This window comes from Burkholderia sp. 28_3, assembly GCF_003253915.1.
GTDB lineage: Bacteria > Pseudomonadota > Gammaproteobacteria > Burkholderiales > Burkholderiaceae > Burkholderia > Burkholderia cenocepacia.
The window spans coordinates 450,060-474,754 of the sequence record NZ_QKZF01000002.1 but is presented as its reverse complement, the minus strand read 5'-3'; the positions used below and the strand labels follow the sequence as shown (position 1 = coordinate 474,754).

The window sequence follows — 24,695 nt, the reverse complement described above, 5'->3', positions numbered from 1 at the left end:
CAGGGGGGCAGGCAGGCGGGCGACCGGGCTGTCATCGCGCCGCGCGGCTGGCGTTTCGCGGTCGCGTCAGTGCTTCACCTGCGATACGAACAGCGATTTCATCGCGCCGGGCATCCGGGCGATCGGCGCATGTTCGCCGGTGTTGCCGAAACCCGCGCGCTCGTAGAAGCGGATCGCGTTGCGGTTCGCATCGGCGATCCACGCGTAGACGTCGGTGGCGCCGCGCTCGGCGAGCCACGCGGTGGCCGTCTCCAGCAGCAGCACGCCGCCGCGCAGGTGACGCACCGCGTGCGCGACCCACAGTTCGCTGACGAACGCGCGCCGATCGGGCGTGTTGTCGAAATACGCGCCGATCATGCCGGCCGGATGGCCTTCGGTGTACAGCAGGAAAGTCGTCGACTCGTCGGACACGGCGCGCTGCGCGGCGATCGCCGACGCTGCGTCCGCTTCGACGGTCAGCAATTCGGCCTCCGGCGCTTCGCCGGGCGCGTAGGGCTCACGCAGCGATGCAGCGCGGAGTTCGCGATACACGCCGCCCTGATCGGCAGCGATACGACGAACGGTCAAGGTCGAACTCATGCAGGCACAGCCCCCTTCGGACAGCAAGCTATTAGCTTCAACCGAAAGCGGGGCATGAGTCAAATCGTAATTTTCAAATGGCGGCGCGGATCGAAAGGCAGCAAGTGTCATCAGCGACGACACGCGTCGATCGGTGTGCAGGTGCAGCATCGGGGCATTGACGCAGGCGGTCGGACGGTGAACGTGCCGCCCTCGTTTGGCGCATCGCCCCGTTCTCCTTGCCATGCATGGCCACCCGGTTTCAAGTCGCGCTGAATGGCCGCGCGGCGGCCGTAATGCCGCGTAATATAAGCAAACGAAAAACACGCTGCGCCAATCCTTCGTCACCGTCTTTATTGCGACGCAACATTTGTTGCAGCCCCATCACCCGGCATGCGCTCGCCGCGCGCCGGGCCATTCATCCGACGAACGCGACGCTCCGTGCGGGTCGATCCGCCCTCGCCTGCATGTTTCAATCGGCGCGTGTCGGCCCTTCCCGGCGCGCGGTGCGCGCACCCCGCCGTTTGGAGCGCCGCGCCTAACGCCGGCGTTTGGCAAGCGCGCGCACCGGTCGTATAACAGGCAGAACCGGGCGACGATCCGGAGGCCGCCGCGCACGTCGCGGACCACGAGGATTCGAACAATCTTGCATGCGGCCGCCCGCGGGCTGGCCGACTGGAGGGAGACAATGGCAATGACCGACGAATCGGCTTCGGGCTGGTCGGATGGCAAGCGTTACCTGTGGCTGCTCGGCGCGCTGACGATCACGCTGCCGATCCTCGCTGCACAGCTCGCGCTGTCGACGGGCCTGCATGTGTTCTGGTGGTTCGGCCCGCTGTTCGCGTTCGGCGTGATCCCGATCCTCGACACGCTGATCGGCGACGATCGCGACAATCCGCCCGAGGCCGTCGTGCCGCATCTCGAACGCGAGCGCTATTACCGGTACATCGTCTATCTCGCGACCTTCGTCGAATACGTCGCGTTCTTCATGTGCGTGTGGATCGTCGGCACGCATGCGCTCGCGTGGTACGACTATGTCGGCTTCGCGCTGTCGCTCGGCGCCGCGACCGGGATCTCGATCAATACCGCGCACGAACTCGGGCACAAGACCGACCGCTTCGAACGCTGGCTCGCGAAGATCACGCTCGCGCCGGTCGCGTACGGCCACTTCTACGTCGAGCACAACCGCGGCCATCACGTGCGCGTCGCGACGGCCGAGGATCCGGCGAGCGCGCGCTACGGCGAGTCGTTCTGGGCGTTCCTGCCGCGCACGGTGACCGGCAGCATCCGCTCGGCGTGGCGGCTCGAAAAGGCGCGCCTCGAACGGCTCGGGCAGTCGCCGTGGACCTGGCGCAACGAAGTGCTGCACGCGTGGGCGATGACCGCCGTCGTGTGGGGCATCGCGATCGCGATGGCCGGCAAGGTCGTGATTCCGTTCCTCGTGATCCAGGCCGTCTACGGCGCGTCGCTGCTCGAAGTCGTGAACTACGTCGAGCACTACGGGCTGGGCCGTCGCAAGCTGCCGAGCGGCCGCTACGAACGCTGCACGCCGCAGCATTCGTGGAACAGCAATCACGTCGTCACGAACCTGTTCCTGTACCAGTTGCAGCGACACGCCGACCATCACGCGAATCCGACGCGCTCGTACCAGGCGCTGCGCCACTTCGACGATGCGCCGCAATTGCCGGCCGGCTACGCGACGATGATCCTGTTCGCGTACGTGCCGCCGCTCTGGTATCGCGTGATGAACCCGCGCGTCGTCGCCCACTATCGCGGCGACATGGCGCAGTCGAACATCAAGCCGTCGATCCGCGACAGGGTGCTGGCGCAGTATCCGGCGGCGGCGTGATGGTTCTGTGAGGGCTGCGTAGAAACTGGTGGGCGCACCGGCTGCCGGTTTTGCACGCGTGCGCGGTGCGGCAGCCATGCAACGACTGTCAGGACTTCCGACGACCGGTTCGTCACGGGGCGATGGTGTTCATCAGGCAGCCGGGCTGCATCGAAGATGCGACCCGATGCGGGCGCGCCGCCGGCCCAAAACGAAAAACCCCTTGATCCTGCCGGATCAAGGGGCTTCGTATTTTGGCGGAGAGGGTGGGATTCGAACCCACGGTACGGGGAAACCGTACGCCTGATTTCGAGTCAGGTACATTCGACCACTCTGCCACCTCTCCTTCCTTACTGCATTTCGCGGCTGGTCGTTTCCGCGAGAAAAAGATTATAAGACGATCGCTTCGCCGCTGACAAGCCCTTTCTGCAAATTTTTTGCGAGGGCTTCGAAAGACCCGCGTTACGACGTCTGTGCCGGCGCGTCGATCCGCTCCATGCCGCCCATGTACGGACGCAGTACTTCCGGCACCGTGACCGAGCCGTCCGCGTTCTGGTAGTTCTCCAGCACCGCGACGAGCGTGCGGCCGACCGCCAGACCCGAACCGTTCAGCGTATGCACGAGCTCCGGCTTGCCCTGCGCGTTGCGGAAGCGCGCCTGCATCCGGCGCGCCTGGAACGCCTCGGTGTTCGAGCAGCTCGAGATCTCGCGATAGGTGTTCTGCGCGGGCAGCCACACCTCAAGGTCGAACGTTTTCGCGGCCGAGAAGCCCATGTCGCCCGTGCACAGCGTGATCACGCGGTACGGCAGGCCGAGCTTCTGCAGGATCGCTTCCGCGTGGCCGACCATCTCGTCGAGCGCCGCGTACGACGTTTCCGGCGCGACGACCTGCACCATCTCGACCTTGTCGAACTGGTGCTGACGGATCATCCCGCGCGTGTCGCGGCCGTACGAACCGGCTTCCGAGCGGAAGCACGGGGAATGCGCGGTGAGCTTGATCGGCAGCGCGGCGCCGTCGACGATCGACTCGCGCACGGTGTTCGTCAGCGAAATCTCGGACGTGGAGATCAGGTATTGCGTGACCGTGTTTTCCGCGCCGCCCTTCTCGACGCGGAACATGTCGTCCGCGAACTTCGGCAACTGGCCCGTGCCGTACAGGATCTCCGGGTTCACGATGTACGGCGTGTACGTTTCGGTATAGCCGTGCTGCTGCGTGTGCGTGTCGATCATGAACTGCGCGAGGGCGCGGTGCAGGCGCGCGATCGGGCCGCGCAGCATCGTGAAGCGCGCACCGGCGAGCTTCGCGCCCGTCTCGAAATCGAGGCCGAGCGGCGTGCCGACGTCGACGTGATCCTTCACCTCGAAGTCGAACTGGCGCGGCGTGCCCCAGCGGCGCACCTCGACGTTGTCGGCCTCGTCCTTGCCGACCGGCACGCTTTCGTGCGCGACGTTCGGCATGCCCAGCATCAGGTCGGACAGGCGCGCCTGGATCTCGCCGAGCTTGGCTTCCGACGCCTTCATGTCGTCGCCGATCCCGCTGACTTCGGCCATCACGGCCGACGTGTCCTCGCCCTTCCCCTTCATCGCGCCGATCTGCTTCGACAGGCTGTTGCGGCGCGCCTGGAGCTCTTCGGTGTGGGTCTGGATCGCGCGGCGTTCCGCTTCGAGTGCGGAGAACGCGGCGACGTCGAGGGTGTAGCCGCGATCGGCGAGGCGCTTGGCGACGCCGTCGAGGTCTTTGCGCAGCAACTGGATGTCGAGCATGGGAGGACTTGGAAAATCGTTGTGTAAGACGGGAATTCTAACGCACCGCGCGGCCGCCACGGCACCGTCCGGACGGACAATGCCGCAAATGGGGCGAGCATGGCAGTATCGCATTGCCGGTCTGCGCGTCGGCGGCCGGCGAATTGCCGCGCGACGCGCCATGGCGGATCGCAAACCGCCCGCGCCGGCTGGCGCCAACCGATTCAGGCGGCGCGCCGGCTCCGTATCACAGCACGCCAGGGAATCCGATGACCATCGAACTCGACAAGGATGTACGCGACCGTGCGATCGCGTCGCTGCAACGTTATTTCACAGAAAACATGGACGAGCCGATCGGCAACATCCAGGCCGGCGCGCTGCTGCATTTCTTCGTCCAGGAAATCGCGCCGGCGATCTACAACCTCGCGATCGCCGACGCGCAGGAGCGCCTGCACGCGCGGATCGCCGAACTCGACATCGAATGCCACGAAGAACCGTTCGAATACTGGAAGCAGCAGCCGGGCCGCAAGCGCTGACGCGTCCGCGAGGCGCAGGCCGAACCGGGCCGCGCGGCCTCGTCAGTCCTTCTTGCCGGCTTCGCGATCGAGCTCGCGCAGCCAGGCGAGCTTCTCGGCGATCTTCGATTCGAGCCCGCGCGGCACCGGCTGATACCAGCGCGGCTCGCGCATCCCGTCCGGCAGGTACGTCTCGCCGGCCGCGTACGCGTTCGGCTCGTCGTGCGCGTAACGATACGCGTGGCCGTAGCCGAGTTCCTTCATCAGCTTGGTCGGCGCATTGCGCAGGTGCACGGGCACCTCGCGCGACTTGTCCTGCTTCACGAACGCCATCGCCTGGTTGAACGCGTTGTAGCCGGCGTTGCTCTTCGCCGCGCACGCGAGATAGATCACGGCCTGCCCGAGCGCAAGTTCGCCTTCCGGCGAGCCGAGCCGTTCGTAGGTCTCGGCCGCGTCGTTCGCCACCTGCAACGCGCGCGGGTCGGCCAGCCCGATGTCTTCCCACGCCATCCGCACGATGCGCCGCGCGAGATACTTCGGATCCGCGCCGCCGTCGATCATCCGGCAGAACCAGTACAGCGCGCCGTCCGGGCTCGAGCCGCGGACCGACTTGTGCAGCGCCGAAATCTGGTCGTAGAAGTTGTCGCCGCCCTTGTCGAAGCGCCGCGCGTTCAGCGTCATCGCGCTGCTGACGAAATCGGCATCGATCGTCGCGACCCCGGCCGACGTCGCCGCCGTCTGCGCCTGTTCGAGCAGGTTCAGGAAGCGGCGCGCGTCGCCGTCCGCGTAGCCGACCAGCGTGTCGATCGCCTTGTCGTCGAACGCGAGGCCGTCGAGCGCGATTTCCTGCGCGCGCTTGAGCAACTGACGCATCTCGTCGTCGTTCAACGATTTCAGCACGTACACCTGCGCGCGCGACAGCAACGCCGAATTGACTTCGAAACTCGGGTTTTCGGTCGTCGCGCCGATGAAGGTGACGAGACCCGACTCGACGAACGGCAGCAGCGCGTCCTGCTGCCCCTTGTTGAACCGGTGGATCTCGTCGACGAACAGGATCGTGTGGCGACCGGTGCGGTTCAGCGTGTCCTTCGCCTGCTCCATCGACTCGCGGATGTCCTTCACGCCGCCGAGCACCGCGGACAGCGCGATGAACTCGCAGTCGAACGCGAGCGCGGTGAGCCGCGCGAGCGTCGTCTTGCCGACGCCGGGCGGCCCCCACAGGATCATCGAATGCGGCTTGCCCGATTCGAACGCGAGCCGCAGCGGCTTGCCTTCGCCCAGCAAATGCGTCTGGCCGATCACCTCGGCGAGCGTTTTGGGCCGCAGCGCCTCGGCGAGCGGGCGGCGCGGCTCGACTTGAAACAGGTCGGACATGAACCCTCGCTCCACATCAAACGATAGCGGCCGAACCGGCCGCCGGACCCGACATTATGACAGCCGCGCGAGCGCGCCGCCGGGCCCGGGGGTGCCCACGCCTGTTACCCGCGCCCGGAAACGACACGGGCCTGCCGTCGCCGGCAGGCCCGTTGCAGGAGAACGGCGCGCGGCGCCGGTCAGCCGTTGATCACGTCCGCGCCCTTCGGCACGACGAACTTGAACGTATCGCCCTTCAGCGCCGGGTTCGTCTGGATGTTCGTGAAGGTCAAGAGCGTGACGTTGCCGAACACGTCGTGCAGCTCCATCGCGGCGAGCGTGCCGTTGCGGAAGCCGATGCCGATCCGCTGGAACTGCGTGTCCTGCGCCTTCGGCAGCATCTCGAGCCACTCGATGCCGCCCTTCTCGCCGGCATCGCGCAGCGTGTAGTTCTTGTCGAGATCGTTGCTGCCGAACAGGATCGCGGCGGGGCTCGCGCCCAGCGCGCCGTTCAGCTTGCGCTCGGTGACCTGGTTCAGGTCGCGGTCGTACACGTAGAGCTTGTCGCCGTCGGCCTGCAGCACCTGCTGGTACGGCTTCTGGTACGTCCAGATGAACTTGCCCGGACGCGCGAACACGAACGTGCCGCTCGAATTGTCGGTGGGCTTCGGTGCGGCCTGTGCGGCGCTCGCGCCCTTGGCCGGCGCCTTGACGATCTGCTGCGTGAAATCGCCCTTCGCCGAACGCACCTGCGACACGAAGGCCTTCAGTTGCTCGGTGCCGCCCGCGAACGCGTGCGTCGCCGCGAGCATCAGCGATGCGCCGGCGAGCGCCGCGCCGAGCCAGCGCCGCGTCGAACGAAGGAAAGGGACGAACGAAAGTTGCTGCATATTGCGGTTTTCTCCCTGGGTGGCCGGCGCTGCGGGCGCCGCGGACTCATTCCGCGTCGCGCGCCGGCACAAGAATTTCGCGGTTGCCGCTCGACGACATCGCCGACACGAGCCCCGACTGCTCCATCTGCTCGAGCAGCCGCGCCGCGCGGTTGTAGCCGATCCGCAGGTGACGCTGCACGAGCGAGATCGACGCGCGGCGGTTCTTGATGACGATCTCGACCGCCTGGTCGTACAGCGGATCAGACTCGCCGCCGCCTTCGCCGGTTCCCGCGCCGGCCGAGCCCTCGTCGCCGTCGGCGGTGCCGCCTTCGAGCAGGCCCTCGACGTAGTTCGGCTCGCCCTGCTCCTTGAGCTTCTCGACGACGCGATGCACTTCGTCGTCGGCGACGAACGCGCCATGCACGCGCACCGGCAGCCCGGTGCCCGGCGGCAGGTACAGCATGTCGCCCATCCCGAGCAGCGATTCGGCGCCCATCTGGTCGAGAATCGTGCGCGAGTCGATCTTCGACGACACCTGGAACGCGATCCGCGTCGGCACGTTCGCCTTGATCAGGCCGGTAATCACGTCGACCGACGGACGCTGGGTCGCGAGGATCAGGTGGATGCCGGCCGCACGTGCCTTCTGCGCGATCCGCGCGATCAGTTCCTCGACCTTCTTGCCGACGACCATCATCAGGTCGGCCAGCTCGTCGATCACGACGACGATGTTCGGCAGGCGGCCGAGCGGCTCGGGATCTTCCGGCGTCAGGCTGAACGGGTTCGGGATCTTCTCCTCGCGCTTCGCCGCGTCGTCGATCTTGTTGTTGTAGCCCGCGAGGTTGCGCACGCCGAGCTTGCTCATCAGCTTGTAGCGGCGCTCCATCTCCGCGACGGTCCAGTTCAGCGCATGGCCGGCCTGGCGCATGTCGGTGACGACCGGGCACAGCAGGTGCGGAATGCCTTCGTAGACGCTCATTTCGAGCATCTTCGGATCGATCAGGATCAGGCGCACCTGCTCGGCGGTCGCCTTGTACAACAGCGACAGGATCATCGCGTTGATCCCGACCGACTTGCCCGAGCCGGTCGTACCGGCCACCAGCAGGTGCGGCATCTTCGCGAGATCCGCGCACACCGGCTTGCCGCCGATGTCCTTGCCGAGGCTCAGCGTCAGCGCCGACGACGCGGCCGCATACACCTCGGAGCCGATGATCTCGGACAGGTGCACCGTCTGGCGGCGCTGGTTCGGCAGCTCGAGCGCCATGTAGTTCTTGCCGGGAATCGTCTCGACGACGCGGATCGACACGAGCGACAGCGAACGCGCGAGATCCTTCGCGAGGTTGACGATCTGGCTGCCCTTCACGCCGGTGGCCGGCTCGATCTCGTAGCGCGTGACGACCGGGCCCGGATACGCGGCGACGACGCTCGCCTCGACGCCGAAGTCCTTCAGCTTCTTCTCGATCAGGCGCGACGTGAATTCGAGCGTATCGGCGGAAATCGCTTCCTGCGTCTTCGGCGCGGGGTCGAGCAGCGACACCGGCGGCAGCGTCGAATCGCCCGGCAGGTCGGTAAACAGCGGCACCTGGCGCTCGCGCTCGACGCGCTCGGACTTCGCCGGCGTGACGACCGGCGGCACGATCGTCACCGGCTCGTGGTCCTCGATGCGCACGCGCTCCTCTTCGACCTTGCCTTCGCGGCGCACCGCCGCGGCCTCGCCGAGCTTGCGGTCGCGCTCGGCCTCGCGGCGCAGCTTCGCGACGTTGACGGCGGACAGGATCGCACCGCCGACGCGCTCGGCGACCGACAGCCACGAGAAGCGGAAATACAGCGACAGGCCGATCGCGAGCGCGATCAGCAGCAACAGCGTGCCGCCCGTGAAGCCGAACGCATGCGACATCGCGCCCGCGACGGCTTCGCCGACGACGCCGCCCGGCGCACGCGGCAACTGCACCTTCAGCGACCACATGCGCAGCGCCTCGATGCCGTCGCACGCGAGCACGACCAGCACGAACGCAAAGATTTCGGTGAGCCAGCCGATCGGCCGCTCCGGTTCGTCGGGAATCGCCTCGTGGCGCGTGATGCGGCGGTAGTTGACGGCGATGCGCCGCCCGAGCGGCACGATCAGCCAGTAGGCCGACAGGCCGAACAGCAGCAGGATGATGTCGGCCGTCCACGCGCCGACGCGGCCGGCCCAGTTCGAGATGTGATCGACCTGGGCGGCGTGCGTCCAGCTCGGATCGCGCCGGCTGTAGCTCAGCAGGGCCATCACCAGAAAGGCGCAGAGCGCGACCTGGAGAATCCAGCGGATCTCCGTGAGGAGCTTCGACATCCGGTGCGGCAACGCCTGTGCCTGGGCGGAATAAGGAGCTTTTGCCATGAATCCGTATAAAGAGGACGGGCCGTGCGCCCGCCTGTCGTTCGATCGCGCTTATTGTAAACGCTGCACCGCGCCGCCAAGTGTAAATGACGGTTACATCACGGGGACGGAGCGCCGAACCGGCGCCGCCGACGGCCGCAAGCCGGCCGGATGTCCGCGCGTGCGGCAACGCGCCGCCACCCCGGCCGCCTGCCGTCCGGCCCGCGGCCCCGTGTGGGCGAGGCGCCGCGAAACGCTATCGGCACGATTGAAACTCTCGTTCGGCAGCGCAGCAACGGGGCCTTTATAATGCGCGTCTGATACCCATCTACGACGGCATCCCGGTCAATCCCGGATCGTACGGCGAGCCCCACCCCGCCCGCCGCGGCCGCCTTTTACGGATTCGCACATGTCCACGCCCAAACACGCCAAAGTCCTGATTCTCGGTTCCGGCCCCGCCGGCTACACGGCTGCCGTCTACGCGGCACGCGCCAACCTGTCCCCGGTGCTGATCACCGGCATCGCGCAGGGCGGCCAGCTGATGACCACGACCGACGTCGAAAACTGGCCGGCCGACGCGAAAGGCGTGCAGGGTCCGGAGCTGATGGCGCGCTTCCAGGAGCACGCCGAGCGCTTCAACACCGAAATCGTCTTCGACCACATCCACACCGCGAAACTGCACGAAAAGCCGATCCGCCTGATCGGCGACTCGGGCGAGTACACGTGCGATTCGCTGATCATCGCGACCGGCGCGTCCGCCCAGTATCTCGGCCTGCCGTCCGAGGAAGCGTTCATGGGCAAGGGCGTGTCGGCCTGCGCGACCTGCGACGGCTTCTTCTATCGCAACCAGGAAGTCGCGGTGATCGGCGGCGGCAATACGGCCGTCGAGGAAGCGCTTTACCTCACCGGCATCGCGAAGAAGGTCACCGTGATCCACCGCCGCGACAAGTTCCGCGCGGAGCCGATCCTGATCGACCGCCTGCTGGAGAAGCAAAAGGAAGGCGTCGTCGACATCAAGTGGGATCACGTGCTCGACGAGGTGACGGGCGAGGAGTCGGGCGTCACGGGCCTGCGCATCAAGAACGTGAAGACCGGCGCGACGGAAGACCTGCAGGTGCAGGGCGTGTTCGTCGCGATCGGCCACAAGCCGAACACCGACCTGTTCCAGGGCCAGCTGGAGATGAAGGACGGCTACATCCTGACGAAGAGCGGCCTGCAGGGCAATGCGACGTCGACGAGCGTGCCGGGCGTGTTCGCCGCGGGCGACGTGCAGGACAACGTGTACCGCCAGGCGATCACCAGCGCGGGCACGGGCTGCATGGCCGCGCTCGACGCGCAGCGCTACCTCGAAAGCCTGCACGACAAGAAGTAAGCCGGAAGCCTTTTCGCGGCGGGCGCTACAATGGCGTCCGCTGCCGCGAAGCGGGCTCGACCGGAAAGCCGCTGCCGCCGCGCAGCGGCTTTTTTGTGCCCGCGCGCCCGAACGCGCCTGCCCTGTTATCGAATCATGGCGAAGAACCAGCCCCATCCGAGCGATCCCGCGAAGCGGAAGATCGCTGCCCGTCCCGTGACCCCGGCGCCCGAGGCGCCGCCGCCCGCCCTCGATGCGGCCGCGTTGCGCGGCCAGGGCCTCGCGGGCCTCGGCGCGTTGCGCAAGTCGCTGCAAGGCGAAGCCGACCGTCGCGAACGCGCGCGCATCGAAGCCGCGCAGGCCGAGCGCAAGGCGGAAGCCGACGCAAACCTGTTCCGCAACGAAATCGGCACGATCCGGCCGCTGAACGCGCCGCCACGCGCGTCGTCCGGCCGCATGCCGCCCGACCCGGTGCCGAAACAGACGCAGCGCGACGAGGAAGCCGTGCTGAACGCGACGCTGTCCGACGAATTCGATCCCGAGACGCTGCTCGACAGCGACGACTCGCTGTATTACCACCGCCCCGGCATCAGCCGCGACGTCGTGCGCAAGCTGAGAAGCGGTGCGTGGATCGTGCAGGCGCAGATCGATCTGCACGGGATGCGGCGCGACGAGGCGCGCGATGCGCTCGCCGAATTCATCCGCGAAGCCGGCAAGAAAGGGCTGCGCTGCCTGCGCGTGATCCATGGCAAGGGGCTCGGCTCGATCGGCAAGGAACCCGTGCTGAAGGGCAAGGTGCGCGCATGGCTCGTGCAGAAGGAAGAAGTGATCGCATTCTGCGAGGCGCGCGGCCACGACGGCGGCGCGGGCGCGGTGCTCGTGCTGCTGCAGCCGCACGCGGCGCCGGCCGACCGGGGGCCGCGTGCCGCATCCTAGGCTGACGCTCGCGATCGCGGTACTGGAGGCGATCGCCACGCTGGCCTTCGCGATTTCGGGGTTCATCGAGGCGCGCAAGAACCGTCTCGATTCGGTCGGCACGTTCGTCGTCGCGCTCGCGACCGCGTTCGGCGGCGGCACGCTGCGCGACATCCTGCTCGAGCGCCGGCCGTTCTACTGGGTCGTGCACGACGACTACGTGATCGCGATCTTCGTGCTCGCGCTGTTCGCGCCGTTCGTGCTGCGCATGCTGTCGCGGCTGTCGGCCGAACGGCTGCTGCTGATCGCCGATGCGATCGGGCTCGGCATCTTCAGCATCTCGGGCACGGCGATCGCGCTCGACGCCGAGATGCCGCGCTTCATCGCGGTGATGATGGGCGTGATTACCGGTGTGGTCGGCGGGATCGTCCGCGACGTGCTGTGCAACGACATTCCGCTGATCCTGCGCGATTCGCGGCCGTACGCGACCTGCGCGTTCGTCGGTTGCTGGTTCTACCTGCTGCTCGTGTGGCTGCAGTTCGACTCGGTGTACAGCGTGCTGCTCGCGACCGGCTTCATCCTCGTCGCGCGGCTCGCGACGTTCAAGTTCGACGTGCGGTTGCCGCATTGACCGACGCGTCCGCGGACGCGTCAGCCGCAGCGCCGAAACGAAAAAAGGGGCCGTTCGATACGGCCCCTTTCTGTTTCGTTCAACGCAAGCACCGCGTCACGCGATCCGCTCTTCCGATGCCGGATCGAACAGCACGGCCTTCGACACGTCGAACAGCAGCGACTGCGTCTGCCCCGGCTGCGGGTTCGCGGCCGGATGCACGCGGCTCACGATCCGCTTGCCGTTCACCTGCGCGAACACGTGCGTGTCCGGCCCGGTCGGCTCGGTCACGTCGACGCGCACGTCGATCGGCTGCAGGTTCGATGCCTCGCCGTTGTGCGCGTTGCGTGCGTCGGTGATGCGTTCCGGACGCAGGCCCAGGATCACCTCGCGGCCGACGTGCGACTTCAGCTTCGCCGCGTCGAACGGCAGGATCAGCGCGCTGCGCGCGAGGCCCGTGTCGATCTCGAGCGCGATTCCGCCGCCCTGCTCGACCAGCTTGCCGTTGATGAAGTTCATCGGCGGCGCGCCGATGAAGCCCGCGACGAACAGGTTCGACGGCGAATCGTAGATCTCCTGCGGCGCGCCGAACTGCTGGACCACGCCGTCCTTCATCACCGCGATCCGGTCGCCGAGCGTCATCGCCTCGATCTGGTCGTGCGTCACGTAGACGATCGTCGTGCCGAGACGCTGGTGCAGCAGCTTGATTTCCGCGCGCATCTCGATGCGCAGCTTCGCGTCGAGGTTCGACAGCGGTTCGTCGAACAGGAACAGCGACGGATCGCGCGCGAGCGCGCGGCCCATCGCGACGCGCTGCCGCTGGCCGCCCGACAGCTGGCCCGGCTTGCGGTCGAGCAGGTGCTGGATCTGCAGCATCGCCGACACGCGGTCGACGATCTGCTGCTGCTCGCTCTTCGGCACCTTGCGGATGTTCAGCCCGAACGAAATGTTCTCGCGCACCGTCATCGACGGATACAGCGCGTACGACTGGAACACCATCGCGATGTCGCGATCCTTCGGCGACAGGTCGTTGACGACCTTGCCGTCGATGCAGATCTCGCCGCTCGTGACGGTCTCGAGCCCGGCGATCATGTTGAGCAGCGTCGATTTCCCGCAGCCCGAGCCGCCGACCAGGATCAGGAACTGTCCGTCCTCGATCTCGATGTCGACACCCTTCAGGACCGGCACCCCGTTCGGGTAGGTCTTGTACACGTCACGGATGGAAAGGCTTGCCATGCTGTGAATCCTCTGTCTCGTCTCGCGCGGCGCGCTCGGGCGCCGCGTCGGGTTCGTTTCGATGCGCCGCGCGTCCTGCGCGGCCGGTTCGTCGTATCGGATGAAGCCGCGCTTACCCCTTCACCGCGCCTGCCGTCAGCCCGCGCACGAAGTAGCGGCCGGCGACGATGTAGACGAGCAGCGTCGGCAGCGCGGCGATGATCGCGCCGGCCATGTCGACGTTGTATTCCTTCACGCCCGTCGACGTGTTGACGAGGTTGTTCAGCGCGACCGTGATCGGCATCGAATCGACGCCGGAGAACACGATCCCGAACAGGAAGTCGTTCCAGATCTGCGTGAATTGCCAGATCAGGCACACCATGAAGATCGGCAGCGACACCGGCAGCAGGATCTTCGTGAAGATCGTGAAGAAGCCCGCGCCGTCGATGCGCGCGGCCTTCACGAGTTCGGCCGGCACGCTCACGTAGAAGTTGCGGAAGAACATCGTCGTGAACGCGATCCCGTACACGACGTGCACGAACACGAGGCCCGGAATCGTGTTGGCGAGGCCGAGCATCCCCTGCAGGCGCGCCATCGGCAGCAGGATCACCTGGAACGGAATGAAGCAGCCGACCAGCATCATCGTGAACAGCGCGTCCGCGCCGCGAAAGCGCCAGTGCGTGAGCACGTAGCCGTTGAACGCGCCGATCAGCGACGAGATCAGCACGGCCGGGATCACCATCTGCAGCGAGTTCAGGAAGAACGGCTTCATCCCGTCGCAGCGCACGCCGGTACAGGCGCCGCTCCAGGCCTTCACCCACGGCTCGACGGTCCACGTGGTGGGCGGCGTCAGCAGGTTGCCAGTGCGCAGCTGGTCGAGGTCCTTGAACGACGTCGACAGCATCACGTAGATCGGGAACAGGAAATACAGCGCGAACAGGATCAGTGCCGCATAGATCACTGCCCGGCTGATCGTCATCTTAGGCTGCATTGCGGGTGCTCCTCGATTCCATATACATCAGCGGCACCAGCACCGCGACCACGGTCGCGAGCATCATCACCGAGGACGCCGCGCCGAGCCCGAGCTGGCCGCGGTTGAACGAAAACGTGTACATGAACATGGCCGGCAGCGACGACGACGTGCCCGGGCCGCCCGCGGTCAGCGCGACGACGAGGTCGAAGGTCTTGATCGTGATGTGGCAGAGGATCAGCAGCACCGAGAAGAACACCGGGCGCATGCTCGGGATCACGATCTTGCGGTAGATGGTGGGCAGCGTCGCGCCGTCGACCTGCGCGGCCTTGAAGATCTCGCCGTCGACGCCGCGCAGCCCCGCGAGGAACAGCGCCATCACGAAGCCGGTCGACTGCCACACGGCCGCGATCACCACGCAGAAGATCGCCTTGTCCGGATCGTCGAGCCAGCCGAACGAGAAGCTCGTCCAGCCCCAGTCGTGCATCACCTTCTCGAGGCCGAGGCCCGGGTTCAGGATCCACTGCCACGCGGTGCCGGTGACGATGAACGACAGCGCCATCGGGTACAGGAAGATCGCGCGCAGCGCGCCTTCGTTGCGGATCCGCTGGTCGAGCAGGATCGCGAGGAACAGCCCGAGCCCGACGCAGATCGCGATGAACGGAATCCCGAACCAGCCGAGGTTCGCGGCGGAGGTCCACCACACGTCGTTCTGGAACAGGTCCGTGTAACGGCCGAAGCCGTCGAATTCGTAGTTGGGCAACAGCCGCGAGCGGGTCAGCGACAGATAGCCGGTAATCAGGATGAAGCCGTAGATGAACACCACGGCGATCGCGACGCTCGGCGCGAGCACGAGCTTCGGGATCCAGCGATCGGCGAAGGCCGACATCGGCGACGTACGCCGTGCGGCGGCAGCGCCGGATCCGTTTCCGCTAAGAGGGGCAGCCACTTGATTCGACTCCTGGAACGAGGGCGGCGCAGGCCGGGCCGGCGCCGGGTACGGCACGGACCCGCGGGCGAGCCCGTTTGCTGCACATGCAAAAACGCCCGGCCGATGAAGCGTGTCCGGCCGGGCGCCTGGCGCGCGTTACTTGACCTTCGCGGCCTTCGCGAGCGCGGCGACCGCGCTCTTCGAATCCTGCTGCGAGTTCATGAACTTCGTCACGACGTCGGTGATCGCGCCGGCGGTCGCGTCGCCTTGCGCCATGCCGTGCGCGAGCGACGGCACGAAGCCGCCCGACTTGATCGCGGTCTGCTCGTCGGCATACGACTTCTTCGCGCAGTCGTCGAACTTGTCCATCTTCACGCCGAGACGCACCGGCACCGAGCCCTTCAGCAGGCTGAACTGCTCCTGGAAGTCCGGCGTCATGATCGTCTTCGCGAGCGCGAGCTGGCCCGGCGTCGCGTTCTTCTCGCCCTTCTGCTGGAAGAACACGAACGAATCGACGTTGAACGTGTACGAATTCGCGGTGCCCGGCACCGGCGCGCAGACGTAGTCCTTGCCCGCCTTCTTGCCGGCGTTCTCGAACTCGCCCTTCGCCCAGTCGCCCATGAACTGCATGCCGGCCTTGCCGTTGATGACCATCGCGGTCGCGAGGTTCCAGTCGCGGCCGTTGCGGCCGGTGTCGAAGTAGCCCTGGATCTTGCGCACCGTGTCGAACACCGACAGCATCTGCGGCGACGTCAGCGTCGCCTGGTCGAGGTCGACCAGCGCCTTCTTGTAGAACGCCGGGCCCTGCGACAGCACGACGTCTTCCCACAGCGTCAGGTCCTGCCACGGCTGGCCGCCCATCGCGACCGGCTGGATGCCCGCGGCCTTCAGCTTGTCGGCCACCGCGAAGAATTCGGGCCAGGTGGTCGGCACCTTCGCGCCGACCTTGTCGAGCGCGGCCTTGTTGATGTAGAGCCAGTTGACGCGGTGCACCGAGAACGGCGCGGCGACCGTATGGCCCTTGTACTTGATGATCTTGTCGATTTCCGGCGGCAGGTTCTGCTTCCAGTCGCCGGCGGCCGAATCGATGTTGACGAGCACGCCCTGGTCAGCCCAGTCCTGGATCAGCGGGCCCTTGATCTGCGCGGCCGACGGGGAATCGCCGCTGATCACCTTGGTCTTCAGCGCGGTCATCGCCGCGGCGCCAGCGCCGCCCGCGACCGCGAAGTCCTTCCACACGTAGCCCTGCTTCTGCAGGTCGTCCTTCAGCACGCCGACGGCCTTCGACTCGCCGCCCGAGGTCCACCAGTGCAGCACGGTTACGTTCTCGGCTGCCTGCGCCGCCACGGCGCCAGCCATCAGACCCGCGGCGCAGAGCGCGCCCATGATCGAGCGAACTTTCATTACTTATCTCCTCCAGACTGAATCAACTCGTGAGGTTCCCCGACGGGGAACCGGCTTCTTGATAAACGACGGGGAAATCGAGCCGCGGGACGCATGCAGCGTACGGGGCCGATGACCGGCCGGGCTCTTACAGAAAGCGTGAATCGAGATTCAACGGCGTGTCTCCTCTTTGTGTTTCTGGCCCACCGCGATGCCGCGGCGCGAGCCCGGGGGCGACGGCGCGCGATGATGCGCTCCGTCAATGTCCGATACCATTCGGCACAAGGCGTTCCCGAAGGCGAAGCTCGCGCAGTTCATCGACCGCACTTCTTTTTTTCTTCACCCAGGTGCTACCCCTTGCGGCGGATTGTAGTTAAACTACAATTCAGTGTCAAAAATATTTTTATCGCACTACGGATCGCTTCCCAGCACCCCCAACACGGCGGAGACACATGCATACCGATTCCAGCTTTACCTTCGTACTTTTCGGCGGCACCGGCGATTTGTCGATGCGCAAGATCCTGCCCGCGCTGTTCGAAGCGCACCGCGCGAACATGCTGGCGGACGGCGGCCGGATCGTAGCCGTCGCGCGGCACGAATCGGATCGGGCAGGCTATCTCGAATGGGTCGATACGCACGTGAAGCCGCATGCGGCGAAGGCGGCCGGCAACGCGTTCGACGACGCGGCATGGAAGTCGTTTCTCGAGCGCATCGAATACGTGAAGCTCGATCTCGGCCGTGCGGAGGACTACGTCGTGCTGCGCGACGCGATCGCATCGCTGCCCGGCATCCGCGTGTTCTATCTCGCGACCGGCCCGTCGCTGTTCGTGCCGATCTGCAAGGCGCTCGCGTCGGTCGGCCTGAACGAAGGCTCGCGCATCGTGCTCGAGAAGCCGCTCGGCTACGACCTGAAGTCGTCGAACGCGATCAACGACGCGGTCGGCGAGATCTTCGCGGAAGGCCAGATCTACCGGATCGACCACTACCTCGGCAAGGAGCCGGTACAGAACCTGCTCGCGCTGCGCTTCGGCAACGCGCTGTTCGAGCCGCTGTGGCGCCGCGAATGGGTCGAGAGCATCCAGATCACGATCGCGGAAGAGCTCGGCGTCGAGGCGCGCGGCGATTTCTACGACAATACGGGCGCGCTGCGCGACATGGTGCAGAACCACCTGCTGCAGCTGCTGTCGATCGTCGCGATGGAGCCGCCGCACTCGATGGATTCCGACTCGGTACGCGACGAGAAGCTGCGCGTGCTGCGCGCGCTGAAGCCGGTCGATCCGCGCGACATCGGCAAGGTCGCGGTGCGCGGCCAGTATCATGCGGGCGTGATCAAGGGCGCGCAGGTGCCGGCCTACGCGACCGAGCCGGGCGTGAAGCCCGACAGCCAGACCGAAACGTTCGTCGCGCTGAAGGTCGAGATCGAGAACTGGCGCTGGGCCGGCGTGCCGTTCTTCCTGCGCACCGGCAAGCGTCTGGCCGACCGCGTCGCGGAGATCGTCGTCAACTTCCGCCCGGTGCCGCATTCGGCGCTCGGCCCGACCGCGCTGCGCCCCGGTTCGAACCGTCTCGTGATCCGGCTGCAGCCGAACGAGACGATCCGCCTGTACTGCCTCGCGAAGCAGCCGGGCGAAGGGATGAACCTCGCGAGCGTGCACCTCGACCTCGCGTTCGACCAGTTCTTCAAGGAAGGGCAGATGGAGGCGTACCAGCGCCTGCTGCTCGACGTGATCAACGGCCGGCTCGCCCTGTTCGTGCGGCGCGACGAACAGGAGGCCGCATGGCAGTGGGTCGAGCCGATCCTGAACGAATGGGCGCGCACGCTGAAGCCGCCGAAGCCGTACGCGGCGGGTACGTGGGGGCCGGCCGCGTCGAGCGCGATGCTCGCGCAGCACGACACCTGCTGGCTCGAAGAAGAAAACTGATGCAGACCGTTGCCGCGTACGCCACCGTACGCGGCAACGTGCCCCACGATTCGTACGATTTGAACAGACAAAGCAGTCCGGAGGAGATGTGATCGAGATCCACGCTTTCGACACCCAGGAAGCGCAAAGCGAAGCGCTCGCGCGCGCCGTCGGCGACGCGCTGCGCGCGGCGCTCGCCGGCCCCGCGCGCCCGACGCTCGCGGTGTCCGGCGGCACCAGCCCGCGCCCGTTCCTGCACACGCTGTCGCATGCGGCGCTCGACTGGGCCGGCGTCGACGTCACGCTGGTCGACGACCGCTGGGTGCCGGACGACGACGCGGCCAGCAATGCGCAACTCGTGCGCGACACGCTGCTGCAGCACGCGGCGGCCCCTGCCCGCTTCCTGCCGCTCGTCGACACGCGCAGCACGCTCGACGCGCACGTCGCCGCGTTGAACGCGAACCCCGACTACCGCGTGCCGACCGTCGCCGTGCTCGGCATGGGCGAGGACGGCCACACCGCGTCGATCTTCGCCGACGCACCCGAATGGGACCACGCGATCACGACGCCCGAGCGCTTCGTCGCCGTGCATCCGGGCGCGGCGCCGCATGCCCGCGTGAGCTTTTCGCTCGATACGCTCAAGCGCGTCGACCGGCTGTTCCTGCTGATCGCGGGCGCCCGCAAACGCGACGTGCTCGACGCCGCGGCCGCGTCGCTGCAGAAGAACGCGATTTCCCAACTGGCCAACGACAAGGGGACCCAGCTCGATGTCTACTGGTGCGCAAAGTAAGGCGGTCGTCGCGGGTCAGCATGCCGACGGCCCGCGCCTGCTCGCGGACGTCGGCGGCACCAACGCGCGCTTCGCGCTGGAAACCGGCCCCGGCGAGATCACGCAGATCCGCGTCTATCCCGGCGCCGACTATCCGACGCTCACCGACGCGATCCGCAAATACCTGAAGGACGTGAAGATCAGCCGCGTGAACCACGCGGCGATCGCGATCGCCAATCCGGTCGACGGCGACCAGGTCACGATGACCAACCACGACTGGAGCTTCTCGATCGAGGCGACGCGCCGCGCGCTCGGCTTCGACACGCTGCTGGTCGTCAACGACTTCACCGCGCTGGCGATGGCGCTGCCGGGCCTGACCGACGCGCAGCGCGTGCAGATCGGCGGCGGCACGCGCCGCCAGAACAGCGTGATCGGCCTGCTCGGGCCGGGCACCGGGCTCGGCGTGTCGGGGCTGATTCCGGCCGACGACCGCTGGATCGCGCTCGGCAGCGAAGGCGGCCACGCATCGTTCGCGCCGCAGGACGAGCGCGAGGATCTGGTGCTGCAGTACGCGCGCAAGAAGTTTCCGCACGTGTCGTTCGAACGCGTGTGCGCGGGCCCCGGCATGGAGATCATCTATCGCGCGCTCGCCGCGCGCGACAAGAAACGTGTCGCCGCGACCGTCGACACGGTCGAGATCGTCGAGCGCGCGCATGCGGGCGACGCGCTCGCGCTCGAGACGGTCGAATGCTTCTGCGGGATTCTCGGCGCGTTCGCGGGCAGCGTCGCGCTGACGCTCGGCGCGCTCGGCGGCGTGTACATCGGCGGCGGCGTCGCGCTGAAGCTGGGCGAGCTGTTCACGCGCTCGTCGTTCCGCGCGCGCTTCGAGGCGAAGGGCCGCTTCACGCACTATCTCGAGAACATCCCGACCTACCTGATCACCGCCGAATACCCGGCGTTCCTCGGCGTGTCGGCGATTCTCGCGGAGCAGTTGTCGAACCGCTCCGGCGGTGCGTCGTCGGCCGTGTTCGAACGGATCCGCCAGATGCGCGACGCGCTGACGCCGGCCGAGCGCCGCGTGGCCGATCTCGCGCTGAACCATCCGCGCTCGATCATCAACGATCCGATCGTCGACATCGCGCGCAAGGCCGACGTGAGCCAGCCGACCGTGATCCGCTTCTGCCGCTCGCTCGGCTGCCAGGGGCTGTCGGACTTCAAGCTGAAGCTCGCCACCGGGCTCACCGGCACGATCCCGATGAGCCACAGCCAGGTGCATCTCGGCGACACGGCCACCGACTTCGGCGCGAAGGTGCTCGACAACACGGTGTCCGCGATCCTGCAACTGCGCGAGCACCTGAATTTCGAGCACGTCGAGAACGCGATCGAGATCCTGAACGGCGCGCGCCGCATCGAGTTCTACGGGCTCGGCAACTCGAACATCGTCGCGCAGGACGCGCACTACAAGTTCTTCCGCTTCGGGATTCCGACGATCGCGTACGGCGACCTGTACATGCAGGCCGCGTCGGCCGCGCTGCTCGGCAAGGGCGACGTGATCGTCGCGGTGTCGAAGTCGGGCCGCGCGCCCGAGCTGCTGCGCGTGCTCGACGTCGCGATGCAGGCCGGCGCGAAGGTGATCGCGATCACGTCGAGCAACACGCCGCTCGCGAAGCGCGCGACCGTCGCGCTCGAGACCGACCACATCGAGATGCGCGAGTCGCAGTTGTCGATGATCTCGCGGATCCTGCATCTGCTGATGATCGACATCCTCGCGGTCGGCGTCGCGATCCGTCGCGCGTCGACGAACGGCGAGCTGCCCGAGGCCGTTGCCCAGGCGAAGGCGCGCGCCAGCGACGACGAAACGGCAGACGTGCTCGACTGGCTGAGCCACGGCGCGTCGCCGGCGGCGAAGGACGTCGCGCGGGACTGACGCATCGCGCGGCGTCCGCCCGCTTCACGCGTCCCGACGAACAACGCCACCGGCGCATCGCGCGCGGTGGCGTTTTTCATCGTGCGGCCCGCCGGGCGATGCGGCTCAGGCGCCCGCTTTCACCGGCCGGCCGTGCCAGCGCAGCACGAGATAGCGCCCGGCGAAGCACAGCACGCCGCAGACGCCGATCGTCACGCCCATCGCGAACGGCGTGCCGTCCGCGAGCGCGCCGATCGCGATGCTCGCCAGCGCACCGAGCGCGAGCTGCATCGCGCCGAACACGGCCGCCGACGCGCCCGCGTTGTGCGGATAGCGGTGCATCAGGTCGGTCGTGCAGTTCGCGGACAGGATCCCGACCACGCCGACGACGAAGAACAGGCACACGACGATCGACCACAGCCCGCCCCACCCCGTCAGCGCGACGAGCGCGACCGCGAGCGACGCTATGCAGCTCACGAGCGACGCGGCCGCGATGATGCGCAGCGAACCGATGCGGCCGACGAGGCGCGTATTCGCGAAGTTGCCGATCATGATCCCGACGACGTTCAGGCCGAACAGCAGCCCGTAGTGCTGCGGCGACACGTGGAAATACTCGATGTACACGAACGGCGTCGCGGTGATGTACGAGAACATCGACGCGAACGCCATCCCGCCGCACAGCATGTGCCCCCATGCGACGGGGTCGGACAGGATGCGCCCGTACGACGCGAACGACGCGAGCACGGCCGCGCTCTTGCGCCGCTCCTTCGGCCAGGTTTCGGGCACGCGCAAGTACGCGGTCGTCGCGCAGATCGCGCCGAACACGGCCAGCACGACGAACACGCCGCGCCAGCCGGAGAAGCGCAGGATCTGGCCGCCGATCAGCGGCGCGAGCAGCGGCCCGACCGCGGTGACGATCGCGACCATCGACAACACCTTCGCCGCGTCGCTCGGCTCGTGCGCGTCACGCGCGATCGCCCGCGCGAGCACCGACGCGGCACCGGCGCCGAGCGCCTGCAGAAAGCGCACGACGATCAGCATGTCGATCGAACCCGACACGAAGCAGCCGATGCTCGCGAGCGTGAACAGCGCGATCCCGCCGAGCAGCACGGGACGGCGGCCCCACGTGTCGGACAGCGGGCCGTACAGCAGCATGCCGATCGAGAAGCCCGCCATGAAACTGGTCAGCGTGCGCTGCGCGGCGCCGGGGCTCACGGAGAAGCTGCCGGCGATCGACGGCAGGCTCGGCAGGTACATGTCGGTGGCGATCGGCCCGCAGGCCGCGAGCGCGCCGAGCAACAGGATCAGCCGGGCATCGGGCCGGCGCCGGACGACGTGGGACATGGGTATCCGGAATGGGAGCCCGCGCGCATCGGGGCGCGCGTGGCGGTGAAGACGGGAAGCCGCGCCGCAAGCGGCGCGTTCAGGCCCATGATTGTACGCGCAACTTTTTTGCCTGCCTCGGGCCGCGTCCGGCGGCGGGCGCGGCGACGCCCACGCCTGCCGTTTGCCGGACGAACGCGCGAGCGGATTCGATTAAGCTTGCTGCTGCTCGTTTCTCTTGTCTGACCCATTCGACGTACGACCGAACCGATGACCGCTTTCCTGCTGATCTGGAGCCCCAAGAAATGGCCGTGGCCCGAGTTGCCCGACGTCGCCGCGCGCGTGAAGGCCGGCGAGGCCGTGCATGACGTGTGGGGTTGCGGCTTCGCGCGCGGCATCCTGCCGGGCGACCGCGTGTTCCTGCACCGCGTCGCGAAGGAGCCCAAGGGTGTATTCGGCTCCGGCTACGTGACGCGCGCGCCGTACGAGGTGCCCGATCCGTCGACGAAGCGCGGCTACCGGCTGTGCATCGACTTCGTGTACGACTGGCTGGTCGATGCGCACCAGGACGTCGTGATCGCGCGCGACGCGCTGCGCGTTCACCCGTATTCGGTACAGACCTGGGATGCACAGACGTCCGGCACGTCGATCAAGCCGATGGTCGAAGGTCCGCTCGAAAAGCGCTGGGCCGAGTTGACCGGCAAGCGCAAGCCGCCGCGATAGCCGAAAACCGGGTCGAATCCCGCGCGCCTTTTTCGCCCGACTGATTCCCCCGCGCGCCGAAAGGCCGCAGACCGGCCCGCGGGCCTGCCGCGCGTGTCTCCGGTACAATCGGACGATCGTTCCGCCCAGGCGCCGCGGCCCGTGCACAGGCCTCCGCGCCCTTCTCTCGCAGGTTTCGCCCATGTCCAACAATCAGATCCTCTTCGAACGCGCCCAGAAGACCATTCCCGGCGGCGTCAACTCGCCGGTGCGCGCCTTCCGCTCGGTCGGCGGCACGCCGCGCTTCGTCGCGCGCGCGCAAGGCCCGTATTTCTGGGACGCCGACGGCAAGCAGTACATCGACTACATCGGCTCGTGGGGCCCGATGATCGTCGGCCACGTCCATCCGGAAGTGCTGTCGGCCGTGCAGAACGTGCTCGCCGACGGCTTCTCGTTCGGCGCGCCGACCGAAGCCGAGATCGAGATCGCGGAGGAAATCTGCAAGCTCGTGCCGTCGATCGAGCAGGTGCGGATGGTGTCGAGCGGCACCGAGGCGACGATGAGCGCGCTGCGTCTCGCGCGCGGCTTCACGGGCCGCAGCCGCATCGTCAAGTTCGAAGGCTGCTACCACGGCCACGCGGACAGCCTGCTGGTCAAGGCCGGCTCGGGCCTGCTGACGTTCGGCAATCCGACGTCGGCCGGCGTGCCCGCCGACATCGCGAAGCACACGACCGTCCTCGAATACAACAACGTCGCCGCGCTGGAAGAAGCCTTCGGCGCGTTCGGCGACGAGATCGCCGCGGTGATCGTCGAGCCGGTCGCCGGCAACATGAACCTCGTGCGCGGCACGCCCGAATTCCTGAACGCACTGCGCGCGCTGTGCACGAAGCACGGCGCCGTGCTGATCTTCGACGAGGTGATGTGCGGATTCCGCGTCGCGCTCGGCGGCGCGCAGGCGTACTACGGCATCGCGGCCGACCTCACCTGCCTCGGCAAGGTGATCGGCGGCGGGATGCCGGCCGCCGCGTTCGGCGGCCGCCGCGACATCATGGCCCACCTCGCTCCGCTCGGCGGCGTCTACCAGGCCGGCACGCTGTCGGGCAACCCGATCGCGGTCGCCGCGGGCCTGAAGACGCTGCGACTGATCCAGGCGCCCGGCTTCTACGACGCGCTCACCGCGCAGACGAAGCGGCTCGCCGACGGCCTCGCGGCGGAAGCGCGCGCGGCCGGCGTGCCGTTCGCGGCCGACTCGATCGGCGCGATGTTCGGCCTGTACTTCGCCGAGCGCGTGCCGACCAGCTTCGCGGAAGTCACGAAGAGCGACGTCGCGCGCTTCAACCGCTTCTTCCACCTGATGCTCGACGAGGGCGTGTACTTCGCGCCGTCCGCGTACGAAGCCGGCTTCGTGTCGAGCACGCACGACGACGCGGTGATCGACGCGACGCTCGCGGCCGCGCGCCGCGCGTTCGCGGCGCTCGCCGCCTGACCCGAGGCCGC

General features: G+C 67.3%; 20 protein-coding genes and 1 tRNA gene. 10 read left to right on the top strand and 11 right to left on the bottom strand.

What is annotated here, in order from left to right; all coding sequences use genetic code 11:
• Positions 1-66: 66 nt before the first annotated feature.
• The gene (locus DFS13_RS06905; protein WP_226244688.1) at positions 67-690 is read right to left on the bottom strand and encodes a GNAT family N-acetyltransferase; all 624 of its coding nucleotides are present in this window, start codon (positions 688-690) and stop codon (positions 67-69) included.
• A gap of 556 nt (positions 691-1,246) precedes the next feature.
• Between DFS13_RS06905 and DFS13_RS06895 the strand changes: the two genes are divergently transcribed.
• Complete coding sequence (locus tag DFS13_RS06895) at positions 1,247-2,407, top strand: alkane 1-monooxygenase (protein ID WP_006496590.1); 1,161 nt, start codon at positions 1,247-1,249, stop codon at positions 2,405-2,407.
• A gap of 234 nt (positions 2,408-2,641) precedes the next feature.
• Here DFS13_RS06895 and DFS13_RS06890 read toward each other — a convergent pair.
• Positions 2,642-2,732, bottom strand: a tRNA-Ser gene (locus DFS13_RS06890).
• A gap of 116 nt (positions 2,733-2,848) precedes the next feature.
• On the bottom strand, positions 2,849-4,150 hold the full coding sequence (gene serS, locus DFS13_RS06885; RefSeq protein WP_006486625.1) for a serine--tRNA ligase: 1,302 nt from the start codon (positions 4,148-4,150) through the stop codon (positions 2,849-2,851).
• Positions 4,151-4,398: 248 nt separating this feature from the next.
• On the opposite strand from serS, the gene DFS13_RS06880 reads away from it, so the two are divergent.
• Positions 4,399-4,665, top strand: a complete 267-nt coding sequence (locus DFS13_RS06880) for a DUF2164 domain-containing protein (RefSeq protein WP_006486638.1) — start codon at positions 4,399-4,401, stop codon at positions 4,663-4,665.
• A gap of 42 nt (positions 4,666-4,707) precedes the next feature.
• On the opposite strand, the gene DFS13_RS06875 is transcribed toward DFS13_RS06880, so the two are convergent.
• The 3 genes from DFS13_RS06875 to DFS13_RS06865 all read right to left on the bottom strand — a co-directional run bounded on the left by DFS13_RS06875 (position 4,708) and on the right by DFS13_RS06865 (position 9,243).
• Positions 4,708-6,018, bottom strand: coding sequence for a replication-associated recombination protein A (locus tag DFS13_RS06875; RefSeq protein ID WP_006486630.1), 1,311 nt, complete (start codon positions 6,016-6,018; stop codon positions 4,708-4,710).
• Between the two features lie 179 nt (positions 6,019-6,197).
• Positions 6,198-6,887 (bottom strand): outer membrane lipoprotein chaperone LolA, encoded by a 690-nt coding sequence (gene lolA, locus DFS13_RS06870; protein ID WP_006486626.1) that lies wholly within the window; start codon positions 6,885-6,887, stop codon positions 6,198-6,200.
• 46 nt (positions 6,888-6,933) lie between these two features.
• Positions 6,934-9,243, bottom strand: coding sequence for a DNA translocase FtsK (locus DFS13_RS06865; protein ID WP_006486612.1), 2,310 nt, complete (start codon positions 9,241-9,243; stop codon positions 6,934-6,936).
• A gap of 388 nt (positions 9,244-9,631) precedes the next feature.
• Between DFS13_RS06865 and trxB the strand changes: the two genes are divergently transcribed.
• The 3 genes from trxB to DFS13_RS06850 all read left to right on the top strand — a co-directional run bounded on the left by trxB (position 9,632) and on the right by DFS13_RS06850 (position 12,119).
• Positions 9,632-10,594, top strand: coding sequence for a thioredoxin-disulfide reductase (gene trxB, locus DFS13_RS06860; protein ID WP_006491171.1), 963 nt, complete (start codon positions 9,632-9,634; stop codon positions 10,592-10,594).
• 135 nt (positions 10,595-10,729) lie between these two features.
• A complete protein-coding gene (locus tag DFS13_RS06855) occupies positions 10,730-11,509 on the top strand; it encodes a Smr/MutS family protein (RefSeq protein ID WP_006496592.1) in 780 nt (259 codons plus the stop codon).
• Positions 11,496-12,119: a trimeric intracellular cation channel family protein gene (locus DFS13_RS06850; protein ID WP_006491172.1), complete on the top strand. Its 624-nt coding sequence runs from the start codon at positions 11,496-11,498 to the stop codon at positions 12,117-12,119. The genes DFS13_RS06855 and DFS13_RS06850 overlap by 14 nt, the downstream gene beginning before the upstream one ends.
• A gap of 96 nt (positions 12,120-12,215) precedes the next feature.
• On the opposite strand, the gene DFS13_RS06845 is transcribed toward DFS13_RS06850, so the two are convergent.
• From DFS13_RS06845 to DFS13_RS06830, 4 genes are all read right to left on the bottom strand, one after another.
• Complete coding sequence (locus DFS13_RS06845; RefSeq protein ID WP_006496593.1) at positions 12,216-13,334, bottom strand: ABC transporter ATP-binding protein; 1,119 nt, start codon at positions 13,332-13,334, stop codon at positions 12,216-12,218.
• A gap of 112 nt (positions 13,335-13,446) precedes the next feature.
• Entirely contained in the window at positions 13,447-14,304 is an 858-nt protein-coding gene (locus DFS13_RS06840; protein ID WP_006496594.1) for a carbohydrate ABC transporter permease, read from the bottom strand.
• A complete protein-coding gene (locus tag DFS13_RS06835) occupies positions 14,294-15,232 on the bottom strand; it encodes a carbohydrate ABC transporter permease (RefSeq protein ID WP_011544827.1) in 939 nt (312 codons plus the stop codon). Before DFS13_RS06835 ends, DFS13_RS06840 begins: the two co-directional genes overlap by 11 nt.
• A gap of 138 nt (positions 15,233-15,370) precedes the next feature.
• Complete coding sequence (locus DFS13_RS06830) at positions 15,371-16,618, bottom strand: ABC transporter substrate-binding protein (protein WP_006491170.1); 1,248 nt, start codon at positions 16,616-16,618, stop codon at positions 15,371-15,373.
• Positions 16,619-17,049: 431 nt separating this feature from the next.
• Between DFS13_RS06830 and zwf the strand changes: the two genes are divergently transcribed.
• The 3 genes from zwf (at position 17,050) to DFS13_RS06815 (ending at position 21,194) form a co-directional block, all read left to right on the top strand.
• Positions 17,050-18,519 (top strand): glucose-6-phosphate dehydrogenase, encoded by a 1,470-nt coding sequence (gene zwf / locus DFS13_RS06825; protein ID WP_006491174.1) that lies wholly within the window; start codon positions 17,050-17,052, stop codon positions 18,517-18,519.
• 88 nt (positions 18,520-18,607) lie between these two features.
• Positions 18,608-19,288, top strand: coding sequence for a 6-phosphogluconolactonase (gene pgl / locus DFS13_RS06820; RefSeq protein WP_077190919.1), 681 nt, complete (start codon positions 18,608-18,610; stop codon positions 19,286-19,288).
• On the top strand, positions 19,266-21,194 hold the full coding sequence (locus DFS13_RS06815; RefSeq protein ID WP_006484254.1) for a bifunctional transcriptional regulator/glucokinase: 1,929 nt from the start codon (positions 19,266-19,268) through the stop codon (positions 21,192-21,194). Before pgl ends, DFS13_RS06815 begins: the two co-directional genes overlap by 23 nt.
• A 105-nt stretch (positions 21,195-21,299) precedes the next feature.
• Here the strand turns inward: DFS13_RS06815 and DFS13_RS06810 are convergent, their stop codons facing one another.
• Complete coding sequence (locus tag DFS13_RS06810) at positions 21,300-22,517, bottom strand: Bcr/CflA family multidrug efflux MFS transporter (protein WP_069352422.1); 1,218 nt, start codon at positions 22,515-22,517, stop codon at positions 21,300-21,302.
• A gap of 249 nt (positions 22,518-22,766) precedes the next feature.
• Here DFS13_RS06810 and DFS13_RS06800 point away from each other — a divergent pair, with 249 nt between their 5' ends.
• Together DFS13_RS06800 and hemL are read left to right on the top strand one after the other, a co-directional pair.
• On the top strand, positions 22,767-23,219 hold the full coding sequence (locus DFS13_RS06800) for a hypothetical protein (RefSeq protein ID WP_006484248.1): 453 nt from the start codon (positions 22,767-22,769) through the stop codon (positions 23,217-23,219).
• 181 nt (positions 23,220-23,400) lie between these two features.
• Positions 23,401-24,684: a glutamate-1-semialdehyde 2,1-aminomutase gene (gene hemL, locus DFS13_RS06795; protein ID WP_034200884.1), complete on the top strand. Its 1,284-nt coding sequence runs from the start codon at positions 23,401-23,403 to the stop codon at positions 24,682-24,684.
• Positions 24,685-24,695 lie beyond the last annotated feature (11 nt).